The organism is Paracoccus lutimaris (assembly GCF_003337565.1).
Lineage (GTDB): Bacteria > Pseudomonadota > Alphaproteobacteria > Rhodobacterales > Rhodobacteraceae > Paracoccus > Paracoccus lutimaris.
On record NZ_QPJL01000013.1, the window covers coordinates 1 to 19,533 of the forward strand.

General features: G+C 64.0%; 22 protein-coding genes and 1 tRNA gene. 10 read left to right on the forward strand and 13 right to left on the reverse strand.

What is annotated here, in order from left to right:
• Window positions 1-331, forward strand: a 331-nt coding sequence (locus tag DFP89_RS12420) for a hypothetical protein (protein WP_220269837.1), incomplete at its 5' end; no start/stop codon positions are given.
• A 265-nt stretch (window positions 332-596) separates the two neighbouring features.
• Here DFP89_RS12420 and DFP89_RS12425 read toward each other — a convergent pair.
• Together DFP89_RS12425 and DFP89_RS12430 are read right to left on the reverse strand one after the other, a co-directional pair.
• Window positions 597-673 (reverse strand) — tRNA-Arg (locus DFP89_RS12425).
• A 92-nt stretch (window positions 674-765) separates the two neighbouring features.
• Entirely contained in the window at window positions 766-2,199 is a 1,434-nt protein-coding gene (locus DFP89_RS12430) for a sensor histidine kinase (protein ID WP_114349718.1), read from the reverse strand.
• Window positions 2,200-2,460: 261 nt separating this feature from the next.
• Here DFP89_RS12430 and rpmH point away from each other — a divergent pair, with 261 nt between their 5' ends.
• The 5 genes from rpmH to DFP89_RS12455 are packed head-to-tail and all read left to right on the forward strand — an operon-like array spanning window position 2,461 to window position 5,622.
• On the forward strand, window positions 2,461-2,598 hold the full coding sequence (gene rpmH, locus DFP89_RS12435; RefSeq protein ID WP_036742148.1) for a 50S ribosomal protein L34: 138 nt from the start codon (window positions 2,461-2,463) through the stop codon (window positions 2,596-2,598).
• A gap of 32 nt (window positions 2,599-2,630) precedes the next feature.
• Complete coding sequence (rnpA, locus tag DFP89_RS12440) at window positions 2,631-3,077, forward strand: ribonuclease P protein component (protein WP_114349719.1); 447 nt, start codon at window positions 2,631-2,633, stop codon at window positions 3,075-3,077.
• On the forward strand, window positions 3,074-3,322 hold the full coding sequence (yidD, locus tag DFP89_RS12445) for a membrane protein insertion efficiency factor YidD (RefSeq protein WP_114349720.1): 249 nt from the start codon (window positions 3,074-3,076) through the stop codon (window positions 3,320-3,322). Before rnpA ends, yidD begins: the two co-directional genes overlap by 4 nt.
• 41 nt (window positions 3,323-3,363) lie before the next feature.
• Window positions 3,364-4,275 (forward strand): tRNA 2-thiocytidine(32) synthetase TtcA, encoded by a 912-nt coding sequence (gene ttcA, locus DFP89_RS12450; protein WP_114349721.1) that lies wholly within the window; start codon window positions 3,364-3,366, stop codon window positions 4,273-4,275.
• 60 nt (window positions 4,276-4,335) lie between these two features.
• On the forward strand, window positions 4,336-5,622 hold the full coding sequence (locus DFP89_RS12455; RefSeq protein ID WP_114349722.1) for an EAL domain-containing protein: 1,287 nt from the start codon (window positions 4,336-4,338) through the stop codon (window positions 5,620-5,622).
• Window positions 5,623-6,772: 1,150 nt separating this feature from the next.
• Here DFP89_RS12455 and DFP89_RS12460 read toward each other — a convergent pair.
• On the reverse strand, window positions 6,773-10,198 hold the full coding sequence (locus DFP89_RS12460) for a calcium-binding protein (protein WP_114349723.1): 3,426 nt from the start codon (window positions 10,196-10,198) through the stop codon (window positions 6,773-6,775).
• Between the two features lie 207 nt (window positions 10,199-10,405).
• Here DFP89_RS12460 and rfbC point away from each other — a divergent pair, with 207 nt between their 5' ends.
• The 4 genes from rfbC to rfbA are packed head-to-tail and all read left to right on the forward strand — an operon-like array spanning window position 10,406 to window position 13,768.
• Entirely contained in the window at window positions 10,406-10,987 is a 582-nt protein-coding gene (rfbC, locus tag DFP89_RS12465; protein WP_114349724.1) for a dTDP-4-dehydrorhamnose 3,5-epimerase, read from the forward strand.
• A complete protein-coding gene (rfbB, locus tag DFP89_RS12470) occupies window positions 10,984-12,021 on the forward strand; it encodes a dTDP-glucose 4,6-dehydratase (RefSeq protein WP_114349725.1) in 1,038 nt (345 codons plus the stop codon). The genes rfbC and rfbB overlap by 4 nt, the downstream gene beginning before the upstream one ends.
• Window positions 12,018-12,869, forward strand: coding sequence for a dTDP-4-dehydrorhamnose reductase (gene rfbD / locus DFP89_RS12475; RefSeq protein WP_114349726.1), 852 nt, complete (start codon window positions 12,018-12,020; stop codon window positions 12,867-12,869). Before rfbB ends, rfbD begins: the two co-directional genes overlap by 4 nt.
• Window positions 12,866-13,768, forward strand: a complete 903-nt coding sequence (gene rfbA / locus DFP89_RS12480) for a glucose-1-phosphate thymidylyltransferase RfbA (protein WP_425452663.1) — start codon at window positions 12,866-12,868, stop codon at window positions 13,766-13,768. The genes rfbD and rfbA overlap by 4 nt, the downstream gene beginning before the upstream one ends.
• A gap of 42 nt (window positions 13,769-13,810) precedes the next feature.
• On the opposite strand, the gene DFP89_RS12485 is transcribed toward rfbA, so the two are convergent.
• The 10 genes from DFP89_RS12485 to DFP89_RS12530 are packed head-to-tail and all read right to left on the reverse strand — an operon-like array spanning window position 13,811 to window position 19,454.
• Entirely contained in the window at window positions 13,811-14,863 is a 1,053-nt protein-coding gene (locus DFP89_RS12485) for a glycosyltransferase (protein WP_114349727.1), read from the reverse strand.
• Window positions 14,817-15,386, reverse strand: a complete 570-nt coding sequence (locus tag DFP89_RS12490; RefSeq protein WP_114349728.1) for a flagellar basal body-associated FliL family protein — start codon at window positions 15,384-15,386, stop codon at window positions 14,817-14,819. Before DFP89_RS12490 ends, DFP89_RS12485 begins: the two co-directional genes overlap by 47 nt.
• Window positions 15,387-15,397: 11 nt before the next feature.
• A complete protein-coding gene (gene flgH, locus DFP89_RS12495; RefSeq protein ID WP_245948703.1) occupies window positions 15,398-16,150 on the reverse strand; it encodes a flagellar basal body L-ring protein FlgH in 753 nt (250 codons plus the stop codon).
• Between the two features lie 11 nt (window positions 16,151-16,161).
• The gene (gene flgA, locus DFP89_RS12500) at window positions 16,162-16,578 is read right to left on the reverse strand and encodes a flagellar basal body P-ring formation chaperone FlgA (RefSeq protein WP_114349806.1); all 417 of its coding nucleotides are present in this window, start codon (window positions 16,576-16,578) and stop codon (window positions 16,162-16,164) included.
• Window positions 16,578-17,363 carry a flagellar basal-body rod protein FlgG gene (gene flgG, locus DFP89_RS12505; RefSeq protein WP_114349729.1) on the reverse strand — a complete coding sequence of 262 codons (786 nt, stop codon included), beginning with the start codon at window positions 17,361-17,363 and terminating at the stop codon, window positions 16,578-16,580. Before flgG ends, flgA begins: the two co-directional genes overlap by 1 nt.
• Before the next feature lie 11 nt (window positions 17,364-17,374).
• Complete coding sequence (locus tag DFP89_RS12510; RefSeq protein WP_114349730.1) at window positions 17,375-18,091, reverse strand: flagellar hook-basal body complex protein; 717 nt, start codon at window positions 18,089-18,091, stop codon at window positions 17,375-17,377.
• A 3-nt stretch (window positions 18,092-18,094) separates the two neighbouring features.
• The gene (locus tag DFP89_RS12515) at window positions 18,095-18,361 is read right to left on the reverse strand and encodes a flagellar biosynthetic protein FliQ (RefSeq protein WP_114349731.1); all 267 of its coding nucleotides are present in this window, start codon (window positions 18,359-18,361) and stop codon (window positions 18,095-18,097) included.
• 9 nt (window positions 18,362-18,370) lie between these two features.
• Entirely contained in the window at window positions 18,371-18,649 is a 279-nt protein-coding gene (fliE, locus tag DFP89_RS12520) for a flagellar hook-basal body complex protein FliE (RefSeq protein WP_114349732.1), read from the reverse strand.
• Between the two features lie 11 nt (window positions 18,650-18,660).
• Window positions 18,661-19,053, reverse strand: a complete 393-nt coding sequence (flgC, locus tag DFP89_RS12525) for a flagellar basal body rod protein FlgC (RefSeq protein ID WP_114349733.1) — start codon at window positions 19,051-19,053, stop codon at window positions 18,661-18,663.
• A gap of 11 nt (window positions 19,054-19,064) precedes the next feature.
• Window positions 19,065-19,454: a FlgB family protein gene (locus DFP89_RS12530; protein WP_114349734.1), complete on the reverse strand. Its 390-nt coding sequence runs from the start codon at window positions 19,452-19,454 to the stop codon at window positions 19,065-19,067.
• Between the last annotated feature and the right edge of the window lie 79 nt (window positions 19,455-19,533).

Sequence of the window (19,533 nt, forward strand, 5' to 3'; positions counted from 1 at the left end):
CAGAAAGGGACCGATCATGCCTGCCTATACCGCAACTGACAGCTGGAGCGCTGCGATCACCGTGGCCGCCGGCGATATCATCCAGAATACCGGCCACCGCGTGCTGCTGGTCTGCCCGGTCACGCCCGCTGCAGACGGGGATGCCGTCGATCTTCATCCCGATCAGCCGGGTTTCGCTTTCGACCGGGCGACAACGCAGGCCAATGGGCCTATCTCATCGGTCGCGCGCGCGGATGGTGGAAATGAACGGGCCGGACCTAGGGTGTCAGAGACGGCCGAAAAGAGAGGCTTCCTGACAGGGCAACGCGAAATTTTTTCGTCCGGAAGCTAGTGCGCGTCCGTCCGGAAGCTAGCGCGCCGCTACACGGTCGCGCGCGCGGATGGTGGAAATGAACGGGCCGGACCTAGGGTGTCAGAGACGGCCGAAAAGAGAGGCTTCCTGACAGGGCAACGCGAAATTTTTTCGTCCGGAAGCTAGTGCGCGTCCGTCCGGAAGCTAGCGCGCCGCTACACTCCGACGACAATGCCGAAGGGTAGATTGGGTCAGATATCTGACGGAAAGCCAGATATCTCTGACAGACAATAAAAGAGATAAATGGCGGACCCGGAGCGATTCGAACGCCCGACCCCCAGATTCGTAGTCTGGTGCTCTATCCAGCTGAGCTACGGGTCCACTGTGGGCGGTGATTTAGCGGTGCCGGCGGGGGGGTGCAAGGGTGAAAATGCGAATTTCCGCAAATCTCTCGGATGAGGGCGCGGCGTCTGTCAGGGTGCCGTGACGGCAATCGGTTCCGGGGCAATGCCGGCCAGTTCGCGCGGCAGATGCAGCATGAACTCCGAGCCCTCCTCGTCGCTGCGCATCAGCTCCAGCCGGCCGCCATGGTTGCGCAAGAGATCGGCGGCAATGGCCAGACCCAGCCCGGTGCCGCCCTTGCGCGAGCCGCCCGAGAACGGCTGAAACAGGTGGTCGCGGGCCTTTTTCGGCAGGCCGGGGCCAGTGTCGCCGATGCGGATCCACCATTCTAGGTCGGTCTCGCCGGCGCCGATCTCGATGGTGCCGGGCTTGCGCGTGGCCTCGATGGCCTGACGGGCATTGCGCGCCAGATTGGACAGCACCCGGAACAGCTGGTCGCGGTCGGCGCGCACCATCAGCCCGCTGGGGATATCGGTCAGGAACTCGACCGGCTCGCCACCCTCGATGCGATCCGAGGCCATGGATTCGCCCTCGGTCACCTCGCTGACCAGTTGGGCGAGGTTGAAGCGCGACAGCGACGGCGCCGGCTCCTCGGCCTTGCCAAAGGCCATCGTGGTTTCACACAGGTTCACCGCGCGGCTGATCGAGTTGACCAGCTTGGGCGCGGCGCGGCGCACGGCCGGGTCGGCGCTGGTTTCCAGCCGGTCGGCAAAGATCTGCGAGGTGGTCAGGATATTGCGCAGATCGTGACTGATCCGCGCCACCGCCTGACCCAGTTGCGCCAGCCGCGCCTTTTGCTTGAGTGCCGAGGTGACGGTGTGCTGCATGGCGGCCAGCGCGGTCTCGGCCTCGTGAAGCTCGGCCAGACGGGCATCGGGGGTGATGATGGCGCGGGCGTCCTCGGGGGCGCTGGCATAGGCGGTCATGTGGTTGATGACGCGCCGGATCGGCACCAGCAGCAGGCGCTGCGCCGCGATGTTCAGCAGCAGCGCCGTCAGCACCGAGAATGCGGCCGAGATCAGCAAAAGCCGCAGCCCGTAATCGATCATCTGGGCGCGCAGCCCCTGGGTGTCGGTGGTGATCTCGATCAGTTGCCCGGCCTGATTGACCGGGGCGCCGATTACCCGGATTACCCGGTTCGCCGGGTTCATCAACTGCGCGATGGCATCCCCGATCGAGGTCCAGAAGGGCTGCTCGCGCAGGTCATATGTGGCCGAGATCGGCCCCGGAATCGGCGAGGACAGCACCAGTTGCCGCACATCGTTGCGCCGCAATACGACGTTGAAGACGCCGGCATTCTCCAGCAGCTCGGATTCCAGGTCTGACGCCAGCGATTCATCCGTCGCCAAAAGCGCAAGGCTGGCGATCTGGGCGCGCTCCAGCCGCGATTCCAGAAAATCCAGCCGGTAGTTCGAGATTGAGGGCAACAGGATCAGCAATTCGGCCAGCAACACGAAGATGCCGGTCAGCAGCGCGAATCGACCTGAAAGGGTATTCAGGGACATGATGTGCTTGAAATTCCCCTTCGTCTCGTCGCTTGTGCTTCACATAATGGTGCCATCCGCGCAGTTCAAACCTGCGTGACTGCGGATCGGTTCCCTTTATGGGGGGCATTGGCGTTTTCCGGCCGTTCCGGAGGCGGAAATCCGGCCAATGCGGTTGACTCGGGGCGAGGGGGCGACTATGCAGCGGGCCTCGAATAGACCGGCGCGCCTTGCGTGGGCCGAATGCCCATACCCTGACGTGCCCTGACCCGGAGTTACAAGATGTCGAAACGCACCTTCCAGCCGTCGAATCTGGTTCGCGCCCGCCGCCACGGCTTTCGCGCGCGCATGGCGACCAAGGGCGGCCGCCGTGTGCTGAACGCCCGCCGCGCCAAGGGCCGCAAGTCGCTGAGCGCGTAAGCCGTCGCGCCGCAAGGCGCCGGCTGCCTGCGATGGACAGGACCACCGAAGATGCCGCCGCTGACCGGAATGCCGCCAAGGCTGCCCCGGACAGGGCGGCTTCTGGCGTTTCCGGGGGCGCGCCGGGCGTGCCCTTGGTGACCCTGCGCAAACGCGCGGACTTTCTGCGCGCGGCTTCGGCGCGCCGTCAGGGCATGCCGGGGTTCCTGCTGCAGGCCCGCCACCGCCACTCGGACGAAGCCGCGGCGGATCAGGCGATCCGCATCGGCTATACCTGTTCGAAAAAGCTCGGCAATGCGGTGATGCGCAACCGTGCCAAGCGCCGGCTGCGTGCCTTGGCGCGCGAGGTCATGCCCGGGCTTGCCCGGCCGGGCTGGGACTATGTTCTGGTCGGCCGCCCCGGTGCCACGGTCGAGCGTGTCTTTGCCGATCTGTGCGCCGATCTGGCCGCCGCCCTGACCCGGGTGCATGGCAAATGAGCCCGCTTGCGCATATTCTGGCCCTGCCGGTGCGCGGCTATCGCCTGATCGCCAGCCCATGGGTGGGCCATGGCTGCCGCTTTCAGCCGACCTGCTCGGCCTATGCGCTTGAGGCGTTGGAGCGTCACGGCGGCTTGCGTGGCGGCTGGCTGAGTGCGCGGCGCATCTGCCGCTGCCACCCTTGGGGCGGTCATGGCTATGACCCGGTGCCGGGCGCCGACATAACCGAACAGCCGCAGGACTGATCTCCTGCCACCACGCGCCGCGGCGCTTTGAGGATCGAAGGATGCGCGACGATATCGCCAGCGAGGCCGAGGCCCTGGATGTTTCCGACGACGCGGTGGGCGAGATCCATCCGCTGTTTCGCGGCGCGCCGTCCTCGACCGAGTTTCGCAAGCTGCGCAAGCGTCTGGTGCGCGAGACCCGCGCCGCCATCGAGACCTATGACATGATCCGTCCCGGCGACCGCTGGCTGGTCTGCCTGTCGGGCGGCAAGGACAGCTATACGCTGCTGGCCGTGCTGCACGAGCTGAAATGGCGCGGCCTGCTGCCGGTCGATCTGTTGGCCTGTAATCTTGATCAAGGCCAGCCCGGCTTTCCGGCAACCGTCCTGCCCGAATTCCTGACCGACCGTCAGGTTGCCCATCGCATCGAATATCAGGACACCTATTCCATCGTGAAGGAAAAGGTCCCCGAGGGGCGCACCTATTGCAGCCTGTGTTCGCGCCTGCGTCGCGGCAACCTGTACCGCATCGCCCGCGAAGAGGGTTGCACGGCGGTGGTTCTGGGCCATCACCGCGATGATATCCTTGAGACTTTCTTCATGAATCTGTTCCATGGCGGCAGGCTGGCCTCGATGCCGCCCAAGCTGCTGAACGAGGATGGCGATTTGAACGTGCTGCGCCCGCTGGCCTTTGTGGCCGAGGCCGATTGCGAACGTTTTGCCCGCGCTATGAACTATCCGGTGATTCCCTGCGATCTTTGCGGCAGCCAGGAGGGCTTGCAGCGCATGCAGGTCAAGAAACTGCTGGATGAATGGGAAAGCCGCAGCCCCGGTCGCCGTCAGGTCATGTTCCGGGCGCTCACCAATGTGCGCCCCTCGCATCTGCCGGATCCGAACCTGTTCGACTTCACCGCGCTCATGCCGGATACATCGAATTTTACGGAAAAACAGGTGCCGGACCTGCGCGGCCATTAACGGGACGACAAGCCTGCCCGACTTAGCCTCCCAAGCAGAGAACATGATTCGGGACTTGGTATGGCTTACGGAATCGGTGCGGCGGCGTCTCGTCTGGCAAGGCTGGTCAAGGGCGGGGCAGAGGGGCAGGGCAGGACGCGGCTGGCGCTGGTCGTGCAGCTGGAAAACCCTGAAACCCTTTGCGCGAGCCTTGGACCGGCGCTGTTCGACCGGATGATCGACAAGCTGACGCTGCGGCTGGCGACGGAATTGCGGCTGATCCCGCAGTCGCGGGCGCCGGGGGCTGCGGAAATCCGCGGTGTGCTGGCCGATCCGCGGGGCATGGAATCGCCCGATCTGATCCTGCATTTGCAGCAGATCTGCCAGACCGGAATCGACCTGCCGGAAATCCGGATTGCCCCGGCGGTGAATGCCGTCATCATCAGCGAAGGCGGCACGCGCCATGAGCTTTGCGCGCTTTACGCCCGGGGGGCGGCGGCGCTGCGCAGCCGCGATCCGCTGGGTGCCTCGGGGCGGGTGATGTTCGTCGAGATGCCCGGCATTCCCATGCATGAGTCGCAGCACGATACGCCAACCCTGGTCGACAATTTGCGGCTGAATTTTCAGCCGCAGCTCTGCTGCGACACCGGTGAGGTGACGGCCCTGCGCGTCGCCACCTTTATCGATCACCCGGAGCGCGGCCGCCTTGCGCTGGCCGAGCTGCAATCCCGGCTCGATCCCAGGACCCTGACGGAAATCACCCGCGCTGCCCTGCGCCAGGCGCTGACCGCGCTGCGCGGGTGGGACCGGCTGGGGATGCGCGTGCCCTTCGTCTCGATGCAGATCCCGGATCGCGAGCTGGCCGAATCCGACATTGCCGATGCGATCATCTGGGAACTGGACCGTCAGGATCTTGCGCCCGACCGGCTGGAGCTTGAGGTAAGTGACCCGATCGGGCGCATGGGTGGCCGGCTGCCGGTTTCCGAAACCCTGCAACGTCTTGCCGCGCATGGCTGTCGCATCGCTTTGGGAAATTTCGGCTCGGGCAGTGCCGGGCTGGCCGATCTGCGCCAGTTCGGCATCCGCCGTGTGCGCATCGGCCGCGAGTTCATCGCCGAATGCGATCGGCGCGAGGATCAGCAGCACATGATCCTGGCCGTTGTCGCCCTGGCCGAGCATCTGCGGCTGACCACCCTTGCCGATGGCGTGGATACGGCCGAGGAATACGCGTTTCTGGCCCAGATCGGCTTCAATGCGGTGCAGGGCAGGGCGGTGGCCCCGCTTCTGGATGCGGGCGGAATCGACGCCTTCCTGATCGAGTACAACCAGTCGCTGCCGGTACCTTTCGATACCCGACGCGGCCTCTGATCAGGCCTTGATGCGCGGGTTCCCGTGAGATGCGGCAGCAGAAAATGCCGGTAACGCTGCGTTGAGTATCTGACGCGGGGAGTACGCCACCCGTTCCGCCAGGGCCAAACGGTCGTCGCGGAGTATCGTATCCCGGGCGAGATGGCGGGCATCCGGGGCGAAAACGGCCTCGGCCTGATCACTCTGTTTCCGACCTCGGCGCATGGGCTGCGTGCAGCCCGTCCAACTGGCGCTTGAACTCGGACAACGCGGCAAGCGCATCAACTTTATTGGCGAAATGGTCGATCCGATCACATGGTGCCTAATCCCCTATCTGGCGCTGCAGCGGCAACTCCGGGCACGAAGCCCCATCTGCTCGCCCAGCTTCCGCTTCTGGCGCTGGGCCTCGCCGTTGAGCCGCCGATGCCGGCGCGTCCTCCGACGCCCATATCCTGATTGTCGGATCGGCGGCATCGGCAAAGCTCGTGCCCCGTCTTTGCCGATGTTCCGAGCAGCAAGGCGCGAAGCAGTATTCTGCTGCTACGTTTGCGAGCGGCCAGGACTATTGCGCGTTTGATGACGTAGAATGGCGGGTGAAGCGGCCATCAGGTCGAATGTCGTGATGAAAACCACTCGCGGTTGCTGGGTCGGACAGGATGTGAACGCGCTCTTGCGACCAGTGGCTATGGCGCCACTTGCCGAAGCTGACGGCCCGACTGTCGCTTGGGCCTGCCGCGAAGGATCGCTCGTCTAGGTGCAATGACAAAAGTCCCGTTCGGTGCAGCTTTTCGGCCCGGATGTGCCAGCCGGAGCAGGCATATCAGCGTCGCAGGGCCTGAAGCCACGGCAGCGGTCAGTCATGTGAAGGTCGCGATGCGTGTGAGGCCTGCGCCTCACCGGCTTGAGCCTGGGCGCAATAGACGCTTAGGCGCCCGGAAGGCTCCGATGCTTCATGTTGAAGGCACCGGCAGGGGGCACCGCTCCCGCCAGCATGAAAGCGGATATGCGCGCCCAGCCGACTGAGGCGCTTCCATTTGCCGCAATGTGCCTTGGGAGGCGAATGCCAGCAGCGCGTCAGGCGATCTTGACCTGTTGCGGTCCTTGAAGATTGCTCCATGATCACTGGTCGGTCGCGCCATCTCGAGCAATGGCGTCCAGCGACTCGCAGGATCTAAAGCAGCAGATCGGCATCGGTCGGCGGGCCGATCGAGCCGACGCTGATCGTCAGATCCGCGCGCCCGTCGCCGTCCAGATCGATTTCCAGCACGCGTGCGGTCTGCTGTGTCCAGTAGGTGCGCACCTGTCCGCCAACGCCGCCGCCGCTGAACTGGGCGGTGCCGATATAGGTCAGGTTCAGGCCACTCATGTCGATCACGTCCTCGCCGCGACGAAAATCATGGATGGAGTCGTGGCTGCCGTCAAAATCCCCGCGCATGGTAAAGACGAAAACATCCGCGCCGCGCCCGCCCATCAGCCTGTCCGATCCGGCACCGGCATCCAGCAGGTCGTTCCCCTCGCCGCCCTCCAGCCGGTCATTGCCCTGGCCGCCAAGCAGCCGGTCGTCACCCTCGTCGCCGAACAGGATGTCGGTGCCTTCGCCGCCATTGAGCATGTCGTTGCCGATGCCGCCATAGACCAGATCGTTCCCGGCGCCGGCGGTCAGGGAATCCTTGCCGGACTGCCCGTGCAAGCGGTCATTGCCGGCAAAGGCCAGGATGACGTCGTCGCCATCACCCGCGAGCAGCAGGTTGTGCCCGCCGAGCGCCCAGATGGTGTCATTGCCCTCGCGTCCGCTGACGGTGTCATTTCCGGCATCCGCAATCACGAAATCGGCACCGGCACCGGCATCGATCCAGTCCGCGCCAGCACCGCCGCGGATCGAGTCGTTGCCATCATTGCCATGCAGGCTGTCATTGCCGCTTTCTCCGAGCAGCGAATCCTGTCCCGTCGAGCCATAAAGCGTATCGTCGCCGCTGCCGCCGCGCATGGTGTCGTTGCCGGCGTGGCCAGCGATCAAGTCGCGCCCGTCATGACCGTCCATCACGTCATTGCCGCTCATGCCCAGCATCCGGTCATCGCCGTGCTGCCCGGCAAGGATGTCGTTGCCAATGCCGCCGTTCATGGTGTCATTGCCGATGCCGCCATACAGCGTATCGTCCCCCGCCCCGCTGTCGAGCAGATCATTGCCGGGTCCGCCGTCCAGCAGGTCGCCGCCGTTTCCGACGACCAGCCGGTCATTGCCGCCATTTGCGATCAGCCGGTTGTCGCCATGACCGCCATTGAGAAGGTCGTTTCCGCCGCCGGTCAGCAGCAGGTCATCGCCATTGCCGCCCCATAGCGTATTGTGGCCGCTTTGGTCCTGCAGCCGGTCGTTGCCCTCTTCGCCGATCAGGAGGTCGTTGCCGGCGTCGCCCAGCAGCGTGTCATCCCCGGCACCCCCGTTCAGCACGTCATGATCGTAGCCGCCGGATATGTAGTCATTGCCGTCTTCGCCGCGCATCACGTCCACGGCCTCGCCACCAAGCAGCGTATCGTTGCCGCGACCGCCATTGATCGTGTCTCGCCCGGCGCCGCCATCGACACGGTCGTTGCCGTCGCTGCCGTCCATCTGATCATTGCCGCCATTGCCGATCAGCGTGTCATTGCCGTTGCCGCCATTGAGCAGGTCATTGCCGCCGCCGGTCAGCAGCAGGTCGTTGCCGTTGCCGCCCCAAAGCGTGTTGTGGCCGCTTTGGTCCTTCATCCAGTCGTCGCCGACCTCACCCATCAGCAGGTCATTGCCGGCGTCGCCCAGCAGCGTGTCGTTCCCGGCGCCACCGTTCAGCCCGTCACTGCCGTTGCCGCCAGATATGTGATCGTTGCCGTCATTCCCGCGCAGCACGTCGTTGGCGTCATCGCCGCGCAGGGTGTCGTTGCCCGCGTCGCCGCTGATCGTGTCGTTGCCCGCACCTCCGATTAGGGTGTCATTGCCTTCGCGCCCCAGCAGCAGGTCGTTTCCGCCATGGGACGAGATGAACGAACCGTAGCGGCTGGCGGTCAGCCGGTCATCCCCCGATGTGCCGATGATATTGGTGCGCATGTTCGGCGGGTCGTAATGGGCGATCGGAAACAGCGAATTGTCGAAATAGCTGGCTTGCAGCATCGTCTCGTCGCGGGTCCTGATCCAGATCACGCTATTGCCGAAGAAGATCTTGATGCCGTTGCTTTGCGGGCTGAACACCAGCTGCGCGGTCGAGCGGATCATGCCCAGCAGCGACAGGTCAAGCCGGTCGACGCCCGGCTCGAAATCCATGATGTTGATGCGGCCGTTGACCTCGCGGGGGACAAAGGTGTCGGCGCCGTCACCTCCGGTCATCCGCAGCGGTGCGCTGCCCGCGATCAGCACGTCGTCGCCCGCATCGCCGAGCAGGCCAAGCGTGGCTGCGCTGGCCTGCATCATGTCATTGCCCGAAGTGCCGTGTTGCCAATCCGCGCCGACCACCCGGGTGATCCCGACCTGCCCGGGGTCGAACACGAATTGGGTGATCCCGCTTTCGGTCTGCGAGGTGACGAACAGCACGATCTGTCCGTTGATCACCGCCGCCGAGAGCGATGAAACATCGGCCAGCGTGCGGTCGTCGGTATCGCTCAGCGTCACGAGGTGCAAAAGCCGGCCTTCCGGCGTCATGGTAAAGACGCTGATGCCGTCATCGCCGCCGCCGACAAAGACAAAGGCGCGCCCGTCGATGGTCACCGAATCCAGTGCTGTCGCGCCGCGAAAGCGGGTCGTCAGCTCGTCGATGACGTGATCGACGGGCAGCAACTCGCCCGAATAGGTCAGCCGCAGGGTCGTCAGGGACGAGCTTTGCGACGAGCCAACCACCACATAGGTGACGGTGCCGACGGTGACGGTGGTCAGATGCGTCGGCTGGTTCAGCCCCAGGCCACGGTCCGCCCAAAGCATCGTCGCCCCGTCCACCGTGCCGTTGCTGTTGAGCATCTGCACGGCGACGTAGTTCCCCAGCGCCGAGGCCGACACCATGAAGTTGCGATCACCCAGCGCCACCACCTGCATGTCACTGATTTCGGTGCCCTGCATGCCGTCGCCCCAGGGCAGTCCGGATCGCGCGACCAGGCTGATCGAACCGTTGTCATTCACCCGCCAGGTCTCGAAAGAGGTCTGGCCGTTGCGCACCGAGTACAGGAAATGCCCCTGCGGGGTCTCGAATTCGCCAAGCAGGATGACATCGCCCGTCAGCCGGTTCGGGCCCTGCAACTGGACGACGGCGCCGAAATTTCCCCCGGTCTCGATCAGGGTGCCGAGGCCCATGCCGTTGATCAGGCCGGCGCTGAACAGGGCCGGCTGGCCCGACAATTCGATCACCACCGCCCGGGGATCGCCAACATATCCCAGCATGGTCGCATAGCCGCGGCTGTCGATCATCTGGATCGGTTGCTGCGGCGTGGTGATCTGATATGCGGCGAAACCGCCGCCGATATGGGTCACGCTGTAAAGCGTATATCCAGACTGGCCCGCATGAATCTGCAGGTCGGTGACATTGGTCACGAAGCTGGTCGTGGTGCCGATATATGTCGCGACATGGCTGTAGCGGAGCATGGGATCTGATCGCAGTTGGTTGTCGGTTCTCAGGCAGGGTTACGGGTGGCTGCTTAAAAATTCCCTTACCCTGCGGCGCTGGCCATCCTCTATTCCCGGTGCATTTTACCGGTTCGAGGGATAGACTGGGGCGCAGTGGCGGTCCTTGTGCCCGCGCGCGAGTTCCTTCATACGCTGTTACGCGTGACGCCAATCCGGTTGAGACAGATGTATATAGAAAAGACCCCGCTGCCCGGCGTGCTGGTCCTGGTCCCGAAGCGTATCGGCGACGCTCGGGGTTTCTTTTCCGAAAGCTGGAACCGCAAGACCCTGCTGGCAGCAGGCGTGGAACTGCCGGAATTCGTGCAGGACAACCATTCCATGTCGGCGGCCATCGGCACGCTGCGCGGGCTGCATTTCCAGTCTCCGCCGCATGCGCAGGGCAAGCTGGTGCGCTGCGGGCGCGGGCGGCTTTTCGACGTCGCCGTCGATATCCGCAAGGGCAGCCCAACTTACGGGCAATGGTACGGTGCCGAACTGTCCTTTGAGAATGCCCGGCAGCTATGGATTCCGGCGGGCTTTCTGCACGGCTTCGTGACCCGCGAGGCCGATACCGAAATTGCCTATAAATGTACCGATCATTACGCCCCGGAATGCGATGGCGGGGTCGCCTGGGACAGCGTCGGCATCGACTGGGGCGATGGGATCAAGCCGCTCTTGTCCGCCAAGGATGCGGGTGCGCCCGCGCTTGCGGATTTCGACAGCCCCTTCACCTATGCGGGGCCCTTTGATTACGAGGCGAGATTATGAAGATTCTGGTAACGGGTGGCGCGGGTTTCATCGGATCGGCCGTGGTGCGGCTGGCCGTGCGCCGCGGGCATGAGGTGGTCAATCTGGACGCCCTGACCTATGCCGCGAACCTTGAAAACGTGGCCTCGGTTTCGAACAGCCCGCTTTACAGCTTTGAACAGGCCGATATCCGCGACCGCGAGGCGCTGGACCGCGTGCTGGACACGCACAAGCCCGATGCGGTCATGCATCTGGCCGCCGAAAGCCATGTCGACCGCTCGATCGACGGGCCGGGGGCGTTCATCGAAACCAATGTGACCGGCACCTATAACCTGCTTGAGGCCGCGCGCGCCTACTGGACCCGGTCCGGCAAGCCCGCGGGGTTCCGTTTCCATCACATCTCGACCGACGAGGTCTTTGGCTCGCTGGGCGAGACCGGCCAGTTCACCGAGGAAACCTCCTATGACCCGCGCAGCCCCTATTCGGCCAGCAAGGCGGCCTCGGACCATCTGGTGCGGGCGTGGCATGAAACCTATGGCCTGCCGGTGGTGCTGACCAATTGCTCGAACAATTACGGGCCGTTCCATTTCCCTGAAAAGCTGGTGCCGGTGGTGATTCTGAACGCGCTGCATGGCCGCCCGATCCCGGTCTATGGCGATGGCGGAAATGTCCGCGACTGGCTCTATGTCGAGGATCACGCCGACGCGCTGCTCTTGGTGCTGGAAAAGGGCGAGCTGGGCCGCAGCTACAATATCGGCGGAGAGAACGAGGCGAAGAATATCGACCTTGTCCGTACCATCTGCGCCGAAATGGACCGGCTGTGCCCCGAAAATGCGCCTCATGACCAGCTGATCACCTTTGTCACCGACCGTCCCGGCCATGACCGCCGCTATGCGATCGACCCCGACCGCATCCGCAACGAGCTGGGCTGGCGCCCCTCGGTCACGGTCGAGGAGGGGCTGCGGCGCACCGTCGAATGGTACCTTGAGAACCAGGACTGGTGGCGCCCGCTGCTGGCCCGTGAGGGCGTCGGCCAAAGGCTGGGCAAGGCATGAGCGGCATCCTGGTCTTTGGCCAGGCCGGGCAGGTCGCGCGCGAGCTGGCCCGCCTTGCGCCGGATGCGCATTTCCTGGACCGCGAGGCCGCCGACCTGACCGATCCCAAGGCCTGCGCAGCGGCAATTCGCGCGTCAGGCTGCACTGCGGTCATCAATGCCGCCGCCCATACCGCCGTCGACCGCGCCGAATCCGAATCGGATCTGGCCCGCCTCATCAATGGTGAAGCCCCCGCCGCCATGGCCCGTGCGGCAGCCGATCTGGGAGTGCCCTTCGTCCATATCTCGACCGACTATGTCTTTGACGGCTCGGGTACGCGGCCTTGGGTGGAAACCGATCCGACCGACCCCCTTGGCGTCTATGGCGCGACGAAACTCGCTGGCGAGCAGGGCATTGCTGCCGCTGGCGGGCAATGGGCGGTCCTGCGCACATCCTGGGTGTTCTCCGCCCATGGCGCGAATTTCGTGAAAACGATGCTGCGGCTGGGGGCCGAGCGCGAGGAACTGCGCGTCGTGGCGGACCAGCACGGTGGCCCGACCCCGGCCGCCGATATCGCTGGCGCCTGCCTGACCATGGCGCGGGCCATGCGCGTCGATCCCGCGCGGGGCGGCACCTATCACTTTTCGGGCGCGTCGGACACGACCTGGGCCGGCTTTGCCCGCGAGATCATGACGCAGGCCGGGCTTGCCTGCCGGGTCACTGATATTGCAAGCTCGGACTATCCCACCCCGGCGCGGCGTCCGGGGAATTCGCGACTGGACTGCGCCGCCATCGCGCGCGATTTCGGCATTGCCCGTCCCGACTGGCGCGCCGGACTTGCCCAAGTGTTGTTGGAGTTGAAGCCATGACCAATCCCGTGATGACCACTGCCGATGCCCCCGCGCGCAAGGGCATCATTCTGGCCGGCGGCTCGGGAACGCGGCTTTACCCGATCACCATGGGCGTCTCCAAGCAGCTGCTGCCGATCTATGACAAGCCGATGATCTATTACCCGATCTCGGTCCTGATGCTGTCGGGCATCCGCGAGATCGCCATCATCACCACCCCCGAGGATCAGGACCAGTTCCGCCGTCTTCTGGGGGACGGCGCGCAATGGGGGCTGAACTTTGACTATATCGTCCAGCCCTCGCCGGACGGGCTGGCGCAGGCCTATATCCTGGCCGAGGATTTTCTGGCCGGGGCGCCCTCGGCCATGGTGCTGGGCGACAATATCTTCTTTGGCCACGGCTTGCCGCAACTGCTTGCGGCGGCGGATCAACGCCCGCAGGGTGGCACGGTATTCGGCTATCGCGTGGCGGACCCGGAACGCTATGGCGTCGTGGCCTTCGACGGCGATGGGACGGTGAATGCGATCATCGAAAAGCCCGAGAAGCCGCCATCGGATTATGCGGTCACTGGTCTCTATTTCCTGGACGGTACCGCGCCCGAGCGCGCGCGCCAGGTGCGGCCCTCTGCCCGCGGTGAGCTGGAAATCACCACCCTGCTCGAGACCTATCTGCATGATGGCCAATTGACGGTCGAGCGGATGGGCCGGGGATTCGCCTGGCTTGATACCGGCACCCATGCCAGCTTGCTGGACGCCGGGAATTTCGTCCGCACGCTGGAGCAGCGGCAGGGTCTTCAAACCGGCTGCCCCGATGAGATCGCCTATAATCAGGGCTGGATCAATGCCGATGCGCTGCGCGAGCGGGCGCGGAAATTCGCCAAAAACGAATATGGTCGCTACCTGGCGCGCCTGCTGGGATAGATGCCAGAGATCCGCTGCACGCCGCCGGATCCCGCTGGCCTGCTAGGTTTCGCTGCGCAGGCGCCCGGCCAGCGTTGCCGCAAGCACGGCGGCAGTCCCCATCCCGGTTTGCCGGTATAGCCGCATCGCCAGCACGGCCCGCAGCGCCCTTGGCCCGGGTGCCGAAAGGACCTCGCCAAAACGATGCAGCAGGGCCTGGTTTTCCGGCAGCATCAGATCGGCGACAGGCTCAAGTGCCCGTTGGTTTCGTGCCAGCCAACCCGCAAAGCTGCCATCAAACAGCATCGAGAGCCGGGCGGCCTTCGCACGCGCGGTATCGTTGCGCCCCATGACGTTGCCGGGATGCTGGCGGTACAGAAGTACCTGCGCCGTGTCGCGTTTGATGACGGCGCCGGCACCGGACAAAACCTGATAAGCCCACCAGTCATGTGACACGATATCCGCCGCTTCGGCGGCGGCCGCCGCTGCTTGCAGCAGCGCCAGCGCGGCCGAGTTGGCAAGGATGGTGTTCCCCGGAAGGCAAGCCTGGATCAGGGCATTGCGGAACGTGAAGGGACCGGGAAAGGCAGGCGCCGCGGTCAGTGGCGTCAGGTTTTCGTCGCATATGGTGGTCCGGGCGGCATAGATGGCGGGTCCGCTTAATCCCGACAGAAAGGCGATTCCGCGCGCCAGCCGATCCGGCAGCCAAGTGTCGTCCTGATCCGAATAGGCCAGCCAGCCGTTGGGATCGGCGCGGCGCGTCAAATGCAGGAAGTTTCGCGTTGCGCCCTGTCGCGGGCCATCGATCAACTCGACCTGGCCTGGCGCGCAATCGCGGGCGAAATCCGTGACGACCTGCCGTGTCCCGTCCGTCGAGCCGTCATCCGATACGACCAATCGCCAGCCTGTCGCAGTTTGTCGTGCTATGCTGTCAAGCTGTGGGCGAATGAAGCGCGCACCATTATAGCTTGCCATGGCGATGGTGATGGGCGGGTGCAAGCCGGTCTCCGTCTGATTGGGTTCGGACCCCGCGCCAATATACGCTTGTGCCCGGCTCGGCCAGCAAAAGCTATTGTTCCTGCCGGCCGATATCCTCGATGAGGATGCGCTGGACATCGGTGCCGCCCGCGCGCTGTCCGGCTGCAAGCAACGAGTTGCGCAGCCGTTGCAGGCTGGTTTCTGCCGTATAGTTGCCGTCGAAGCCCCCGGTATTGGCCTCGATCATCAGCGCACTCAACAGTGCGTCGCGCAGCCTGGCCTCCTGTGCCTCGATCTTCGGGCGCGCCGAGGCCGGCATCTCGATGCTGAGCGTCAGGACCATGATCGCGGTCGGCGATCCGTTGCGGATGATGGGAACAAAGAACTGGTTCGGGAACTTGAACCAGTCGGTTTCGCCACCCCCGGCATCGGACGCGGCCTCGCCATGCCCGTCTGCGGTGGCATGTTCTTCGGACCCCGCTTCCGCATCATGACCACTGGCTGCGTCATGGCTCGAAGCCTCGGAATCGCTGGTTGCCGCGTGATCCTCTGCCGAAACCGATTTCTCGTCGGTTTTGGGGGCGTGCAGCAAATCTCCACCGATCGCCCCACCGACGAAACCAAGCACCGGCAGGACAAATATCAGGACTTTCTTGATCATGGCCGCACCTCTCAATACGGAAGAATGATATCCGCGACCTGCTGGCCGTAGCGCGGTTGCTGGACGTCGCTGATCTGACCGTGTCCACCATATGAGATGCGGGCACCCGCGATCCGGTCATAGGCGATTTCATTGCGGCGATCGATATCCGAGGGACGTACGAAGCCGCTGACCGTCAGCTCGCGGACCTCGTAGTTTACGCGGACTTCCTGGGTGCCCTGGATGCGCAGGACCCCGTTGGGCAGTCTGTCGACGACCGTTGCGGCGACCCGCAATGTCAGCTTGTCCCGACGCGAGATGTTTCCGCTGCCCTTATAGGTCGAGGACGCCTTCGCCTCGGCCAGCGGGTCAACGCCGGCGCCCTCGGGCAGGACTTCGCTCAGACGCTGCGGCAGGCCCATCATCTGCGGGATGCCGACCTTGTCGGCAGAGCTGCGCGACCGGCCCGAACTGTTCTGCATCTCTGCCTTGTCGTCGATTTCAATGACGACCGTCAGGATATCGCCGCGATTCGAGGCGCGACGATCGGCGACCAGTGAATTCTGCGTTGTCCGCCAGAGCGACGCGGCACTGTCGGGGCGATCGGGCAGTTCCTCAATGCCATAGCCCGCCGAACTCATGGCCTGGAATTCGACGCTGCTTTCGGGCTCGGTCATTCCCGGTACTCTGCCGATCTGTGTCACGCGCCCGCAGGCAGACATGACCAACATGATCGACATGGCCAGGGCCACCGAGCGAGTGTTGAGAGGGATGAACCGGGGCATGTTGGCTTCCTTCAGAATTGTTCGACGACGACGGTTCCGTTCGGTGCAATACGCCCGGATACGGTAACGCGTGAGGCGGTGTTCATGACGCGGATGACCTGACCGACACTGCCGGCAGACAGGGCGCGGCCCTCTGCCTCGATCCGAAGTGCCGATTTTTCATATGCCAGTGTGACCATCTGGTTACGATTGATGGCGGTGGGTGCGGTCAGGAACGATGCCTCGATCCGCCGTCCTTCATAGACGATGACGCGCAGCTGCTGGCCGACCACTTGCGAGATGTTGTCGGGCAATCCGTCGCCCTCGGCGGTTGCGGCGACATCGGTCGGCATGATGATCGTTCCTGCCGGAAGGGTGCGCTGCGCGATCAGTGACCCAGCCGAGGCGCAGGCTGGCATAAGCAAGACAGCAAGAAGCAGCGCTTTCATCATCGCACCTGCACCGTCGTTCCCAGCATCTGGTCGGCTGCGGTGATGACCTTGGAGTTCAGCTCATATCCGCGCTGAGCCTTGATCAGTTCGGCGATCTCGCGCACCGGATCGACCGAGCTTTCCTCGAGATAGCCGGCGCGGATCGTACCCAGACCCTCTTCGCCGGGCGTTGCGACCTGTGGCGCGCCCGAGGCTGTGCTTTCCAGAAACAGGTTCGACCCGATCGCCTCGAGGCCCTTTTCGTTGACGAAATTCGCCAATGTGATCTGGCCAAGATTCTCGGGTTCGACGCGGTCGTTGAAATAGGCGAAGACCTCGCCATTCGCGTTGATCGCGATGCTGCGCGCATCTTGCGGAATGGTGATGTCGGGAACCAGCGGATAGCCATCGGACGTAACCACCTGACCCTCGGCCGAGCGTTTAAGGCTGCCGTCGCGGGTATAGGCCGAAACCCCGGACGGTAGCGTGACCTCAAGATAGCCATAGCCATCAATCGCCACGTCCAGATCGCCATTCGTCTGATTGAGCGTGCCTTGACCCAACATGACCGTAACGGCCGCCGGCCGCACGCCCAGGCCCAGCTGCACCCCCGCCGGTACCATGGCACCATTGGTTGCGGTCAGCGTACCGGGGCGAACCGCCTGCTGGTACTGCAGATCGGCGAATTCGGCGCGCCGCGGATTGTAACCGGTGGTCGACATGTTTGCGAGGTTGTTCGAAATGACATCGACGCGCGTCTGCTGCGCGCTCATGCCGGTTGCTGCGATCTGAAGTGCTCTCATGTTCTGCCCTTTCACCGGGTCATCGAGGTGATGGTCATGCGGATGCGCTGGTCTTCCTGATCAAGAAAACTCTGGCCAAGTTCGTAGGCGCGCTGGACCTCGACCATGCGGGCCATTTCCAGCACCGGGTCGACATTCGATTCCTCGAGAAAGCCTTGCCGCACGATCGGTTCCTCAAGTGCTTCGACCGCACCGCCTGGGTCGAACAGCGTGCCCGATTCATGCTGCAAGCGCGACGGGTCCGGGCTTTCAAAAACCCCGATCCGACTGATCGGATTGCCATCGGCCGAGATCGTGCCGTCGGTGCCGATCCCGACGCTGCGTGCCCCCGCGGGAATGACGATGGGGGCCTGGCCCTCATCAAGCAGCTGATAGCCGTCGGGGTTGACCAGTTCCCCCTCGGCATTTGGCATGAAGGCGCCGGCGCGGGTCAGGCGCGCGCCTTGCGGCGTTTGCACCATCAGGAAGCCTTCGCCATCGATGGCGACGTCATAGCGGCCGTTGGTCTGTGTCAGCCCGGCCTGCCCAAGATCGACCATCCGGCCGCGGCCATTGGCCATGGAGAGCGTGTCGCCATGGCGGTCCAGCGGTACCATGTATTCCGAAAAGATCACCCCTTCGCGACGAAAGCCGGTGGTGTTGGTATTGGCCATATTGTTCGCGATGGTGCGCATTTCGCGCATCAATCCGGACTGGCGGGTCAGAGCGGCATAGATCGCGTTATCCACGGCTCAGGACCCCGCAATCTGCGGCAGGATCTGGTCATTGAAAAATCCGGCCAGAGTCGCGGTCATGAAGCTCATGCTGACCCAGAAGACCACCAGCATCAGCCCGATCTTGGGGACGAAGGTCAGCGTCATTTCCTGCACCGAGGTCAGGGCCTGGAAAAGGCCGATCACGACGCCGGTCACCAGCGCCACGATCAGCAGCGGCGCGGACATCCTGACGGCGATCCACAATGCCTGACGGGTGAGGTCAAAGATCAGGTTTTCGTCCATCGCGACACCTCAGACCGGCATCCGCAGGATTTCCTGATAGGCCTCGACAACCTTGTCGCGGATGGCGACGACTGTCTCGAGCGCAATCTCGGCCTGGGCGATGCTTTGCACCAGGTCATGGGTATCGCCCTGGCCGGTCATGGCGCCGGTCGCGGCATGGTCGACCTGTTCCATCACCTTGGCAAAATCAGAAGCGGCGGTGGTTACGCCTTGCGGCAGGCCTTCGGCGGGCGAAACGGCCTGGCGGGCGCGGTCATAGGCGGTGGCGGCGATGCTTGATGTGATCATGGGAAGCCCCTTCAGCGGCGGATCAGATCAAGCAGCGAACTGCCCATCTGCCGGGATTGTTCAAAGACACGGAGGTTCGCTTCATAGCTGCGGCCTGCCTCTTTCGCGTCGGCGATTTCGACGACCAGATCGACATTCGACCCCATGTAATAGCCGTCGTCGCCCGCCATCGGATGCGCGGGGTCGAAGATTTCCGGCAGGTCGCGGCGGTCCAGACGGGTGGGACCAGCCTCAACGGCGCCGGTATGGCGGCCGAAATCGATCTGCTCCTCAAAGGCGATGGTCTTGCGCCGATAGCCGGGTGTGTCGGCATTGGCGATGTTTTCCGAGATATGGCGCAGCCGCTCTGATTGTGAACGCATACCCGAGGCCGCGATCTGGACTGCCGAAAGCTTTTCCGTCATGTTACAACCTCTTACCCGCGACGGCCAAGGCTGGTCCGGATCAGCGTCATGGCCGATCGCGTGACTGCCAGAGAGATGTCGAATTCGCGCCGGGCTTCGGCGATGCGGATCATTTCTTCCTCGATCGAGACGGTATTGCCGTTGGGGGCGGGTTCGCCGCCATCATCCATCACGCGCCCCGTGTCGCCGCCCCAGCTGACACCGGTCATGTGGCCGGGGCGGGTACTGCGCATCTCGGCCGAGACCTGTGATCGGTAGGTGCTGGCGAATCCCGCAAGGTCCCGACTGCGAAAGCCCGGCGTGTCGGCATTGGCCACGTTCTGCGCGATCAGCTTCTGGCGTTCGGCCGCGTGGGCGGTCAGCGAACTTGCCATGCGCAAGGTTTCGATCCGGTCAAACATCGAGGCTTCTCCTCAGTTCCGATAAACCGGGTTTTAACCCCAATAGGTTTAGAAACTGTTTCGAGGCACAGGTCCGCCG

Coding starts and splice junctions, on each gene's coding strand:
- DFP89_RS12430 (WP_114349718.1), bottom strand. CDS start 2,199: ATGTCCCTGAATACCCTTTCAGGTCGATTCGCGCTGCTGACCGGCATC.
- rpmH (WP_036742148.1), top strand. CDS start 2,461: ATGTCGAAACGCACCTTCCAGCCGTCGAATCTGGTTCGCGCCCGCCGC.
- rnpA (WP_114349719.1), top strand. CDS start 2,631: ATGGACAGGACCACCGAAGATGCCGCCGCTGACCGGAATGCCGCCAAG.
- yidD (WP_114349720.1), top strand. CDS start 3,074: ATGAGCCCGCTTGCGCATATTCTGGCCCTGCCGGTGCGCGGCTATCGC.
- ttcA (WP_114349721.1), top strand. CDS start 3,364: ATGCGCGACGATATCGCCAGCGAGGCCGAGGCCCTGGATGTTTCCGAC.
- DFP89_RS12455 (WP_114349722.1), top strand. CDS start 4,336: ATGGCTTACGGAATCGGTGCGGCGGCGTCTCGTCTGGCAAGGCTGGTC.
- DFP89_RS12460 (WP_114349723.1), bottom strand. CDS start 10,198: ATGCTCCGCTACAGCCATGTCGCGACATATATCGGCACCACGACCAGC.
- rfbC (WP_114349724.1), top strand. CDS start 10,406: ATGTATATAGAAAAGACCCCGCTGCCCGGCGTGCTGGTCCTGGTCCCG.
- rfbB (WP_114349725.1), top strand. CDS start 10,984: ATGAAGATTCTGGTAACGGGTGGCGCGGGTTTCATCGGATCGGCCGTG.
- rfbD (WP_114349726.1), top strand. CDS start 12,018: ATGAGCGGCATCCTGGTCTTTGGCCAGGCCGGGCAGGTCGCGCGCGAG.
- rfbA (WP_425452663.1), top strand. CDS start 12,866: ATGACCAATCCCGTGATGACCACTGCCGATGCCCCCGCGCGCAAGGGC.
- DFP89_RS12485 (WP_114349727.1), bottom strand. CDS start 14,863: ATGTCCAGCGCATCCTCATCGAGGATATCGGCCGGCAGGAACAATAGC.
- DFP89_RS12490 (WP_114349728.1), bottom strand. CDS start 15,386: ATGATCAAGAAAGTCCTGATATTTGTCCTGCCGGTGCTTGGTTTCGTC.
- flgH (WP_245948703.1), bottom strand. CDS start 16,150: ATGCCCCGGTTCATCCCTCTCAACACTCGCTCGGTGGCCCTGGCCATG.
- flgA (WP_114349806.1), bottom strand. CDS start 16,578: ATGAAAGCGCTGCTTCTTGCTGTCTTGCTTATGCCAGCCTGCGCCTCG.
- flgG (WP_114349729.1), bottom strand. CDS start 17,363: ATGAGAGCACTTCAGATCGCAGCAACCGGCATGAGCGCGCAGCAGACG.
- DFP89_RS12515 (WP_114349731.1), bottom strand. CDS start 18,361: ATGGACGAAAACCTGATCTTTGACCTCACCCGTCAGGCATTGTGGATC.
- fliE (WP_114349732.1), bottom strand. CDS start 18,649: ATGATCACATCAAGCATCGCCGCCACCGCCTATGACCGCGCCCGCCAG.
- flgC (WP_114349733.1), bottom strand. CDS start 19,053: ATGACGGAAAAGCTTTCGGCAGTCCAGATCGCGGCCTCGGGTATGCGT.
- DFP89_RS12530 (WP_114349734.1), bottom strand. CDS start 19,454: ATGTTTGACCGGATCGAAACCTTGCGCATGGCAAGTTCGCTGACCGCC.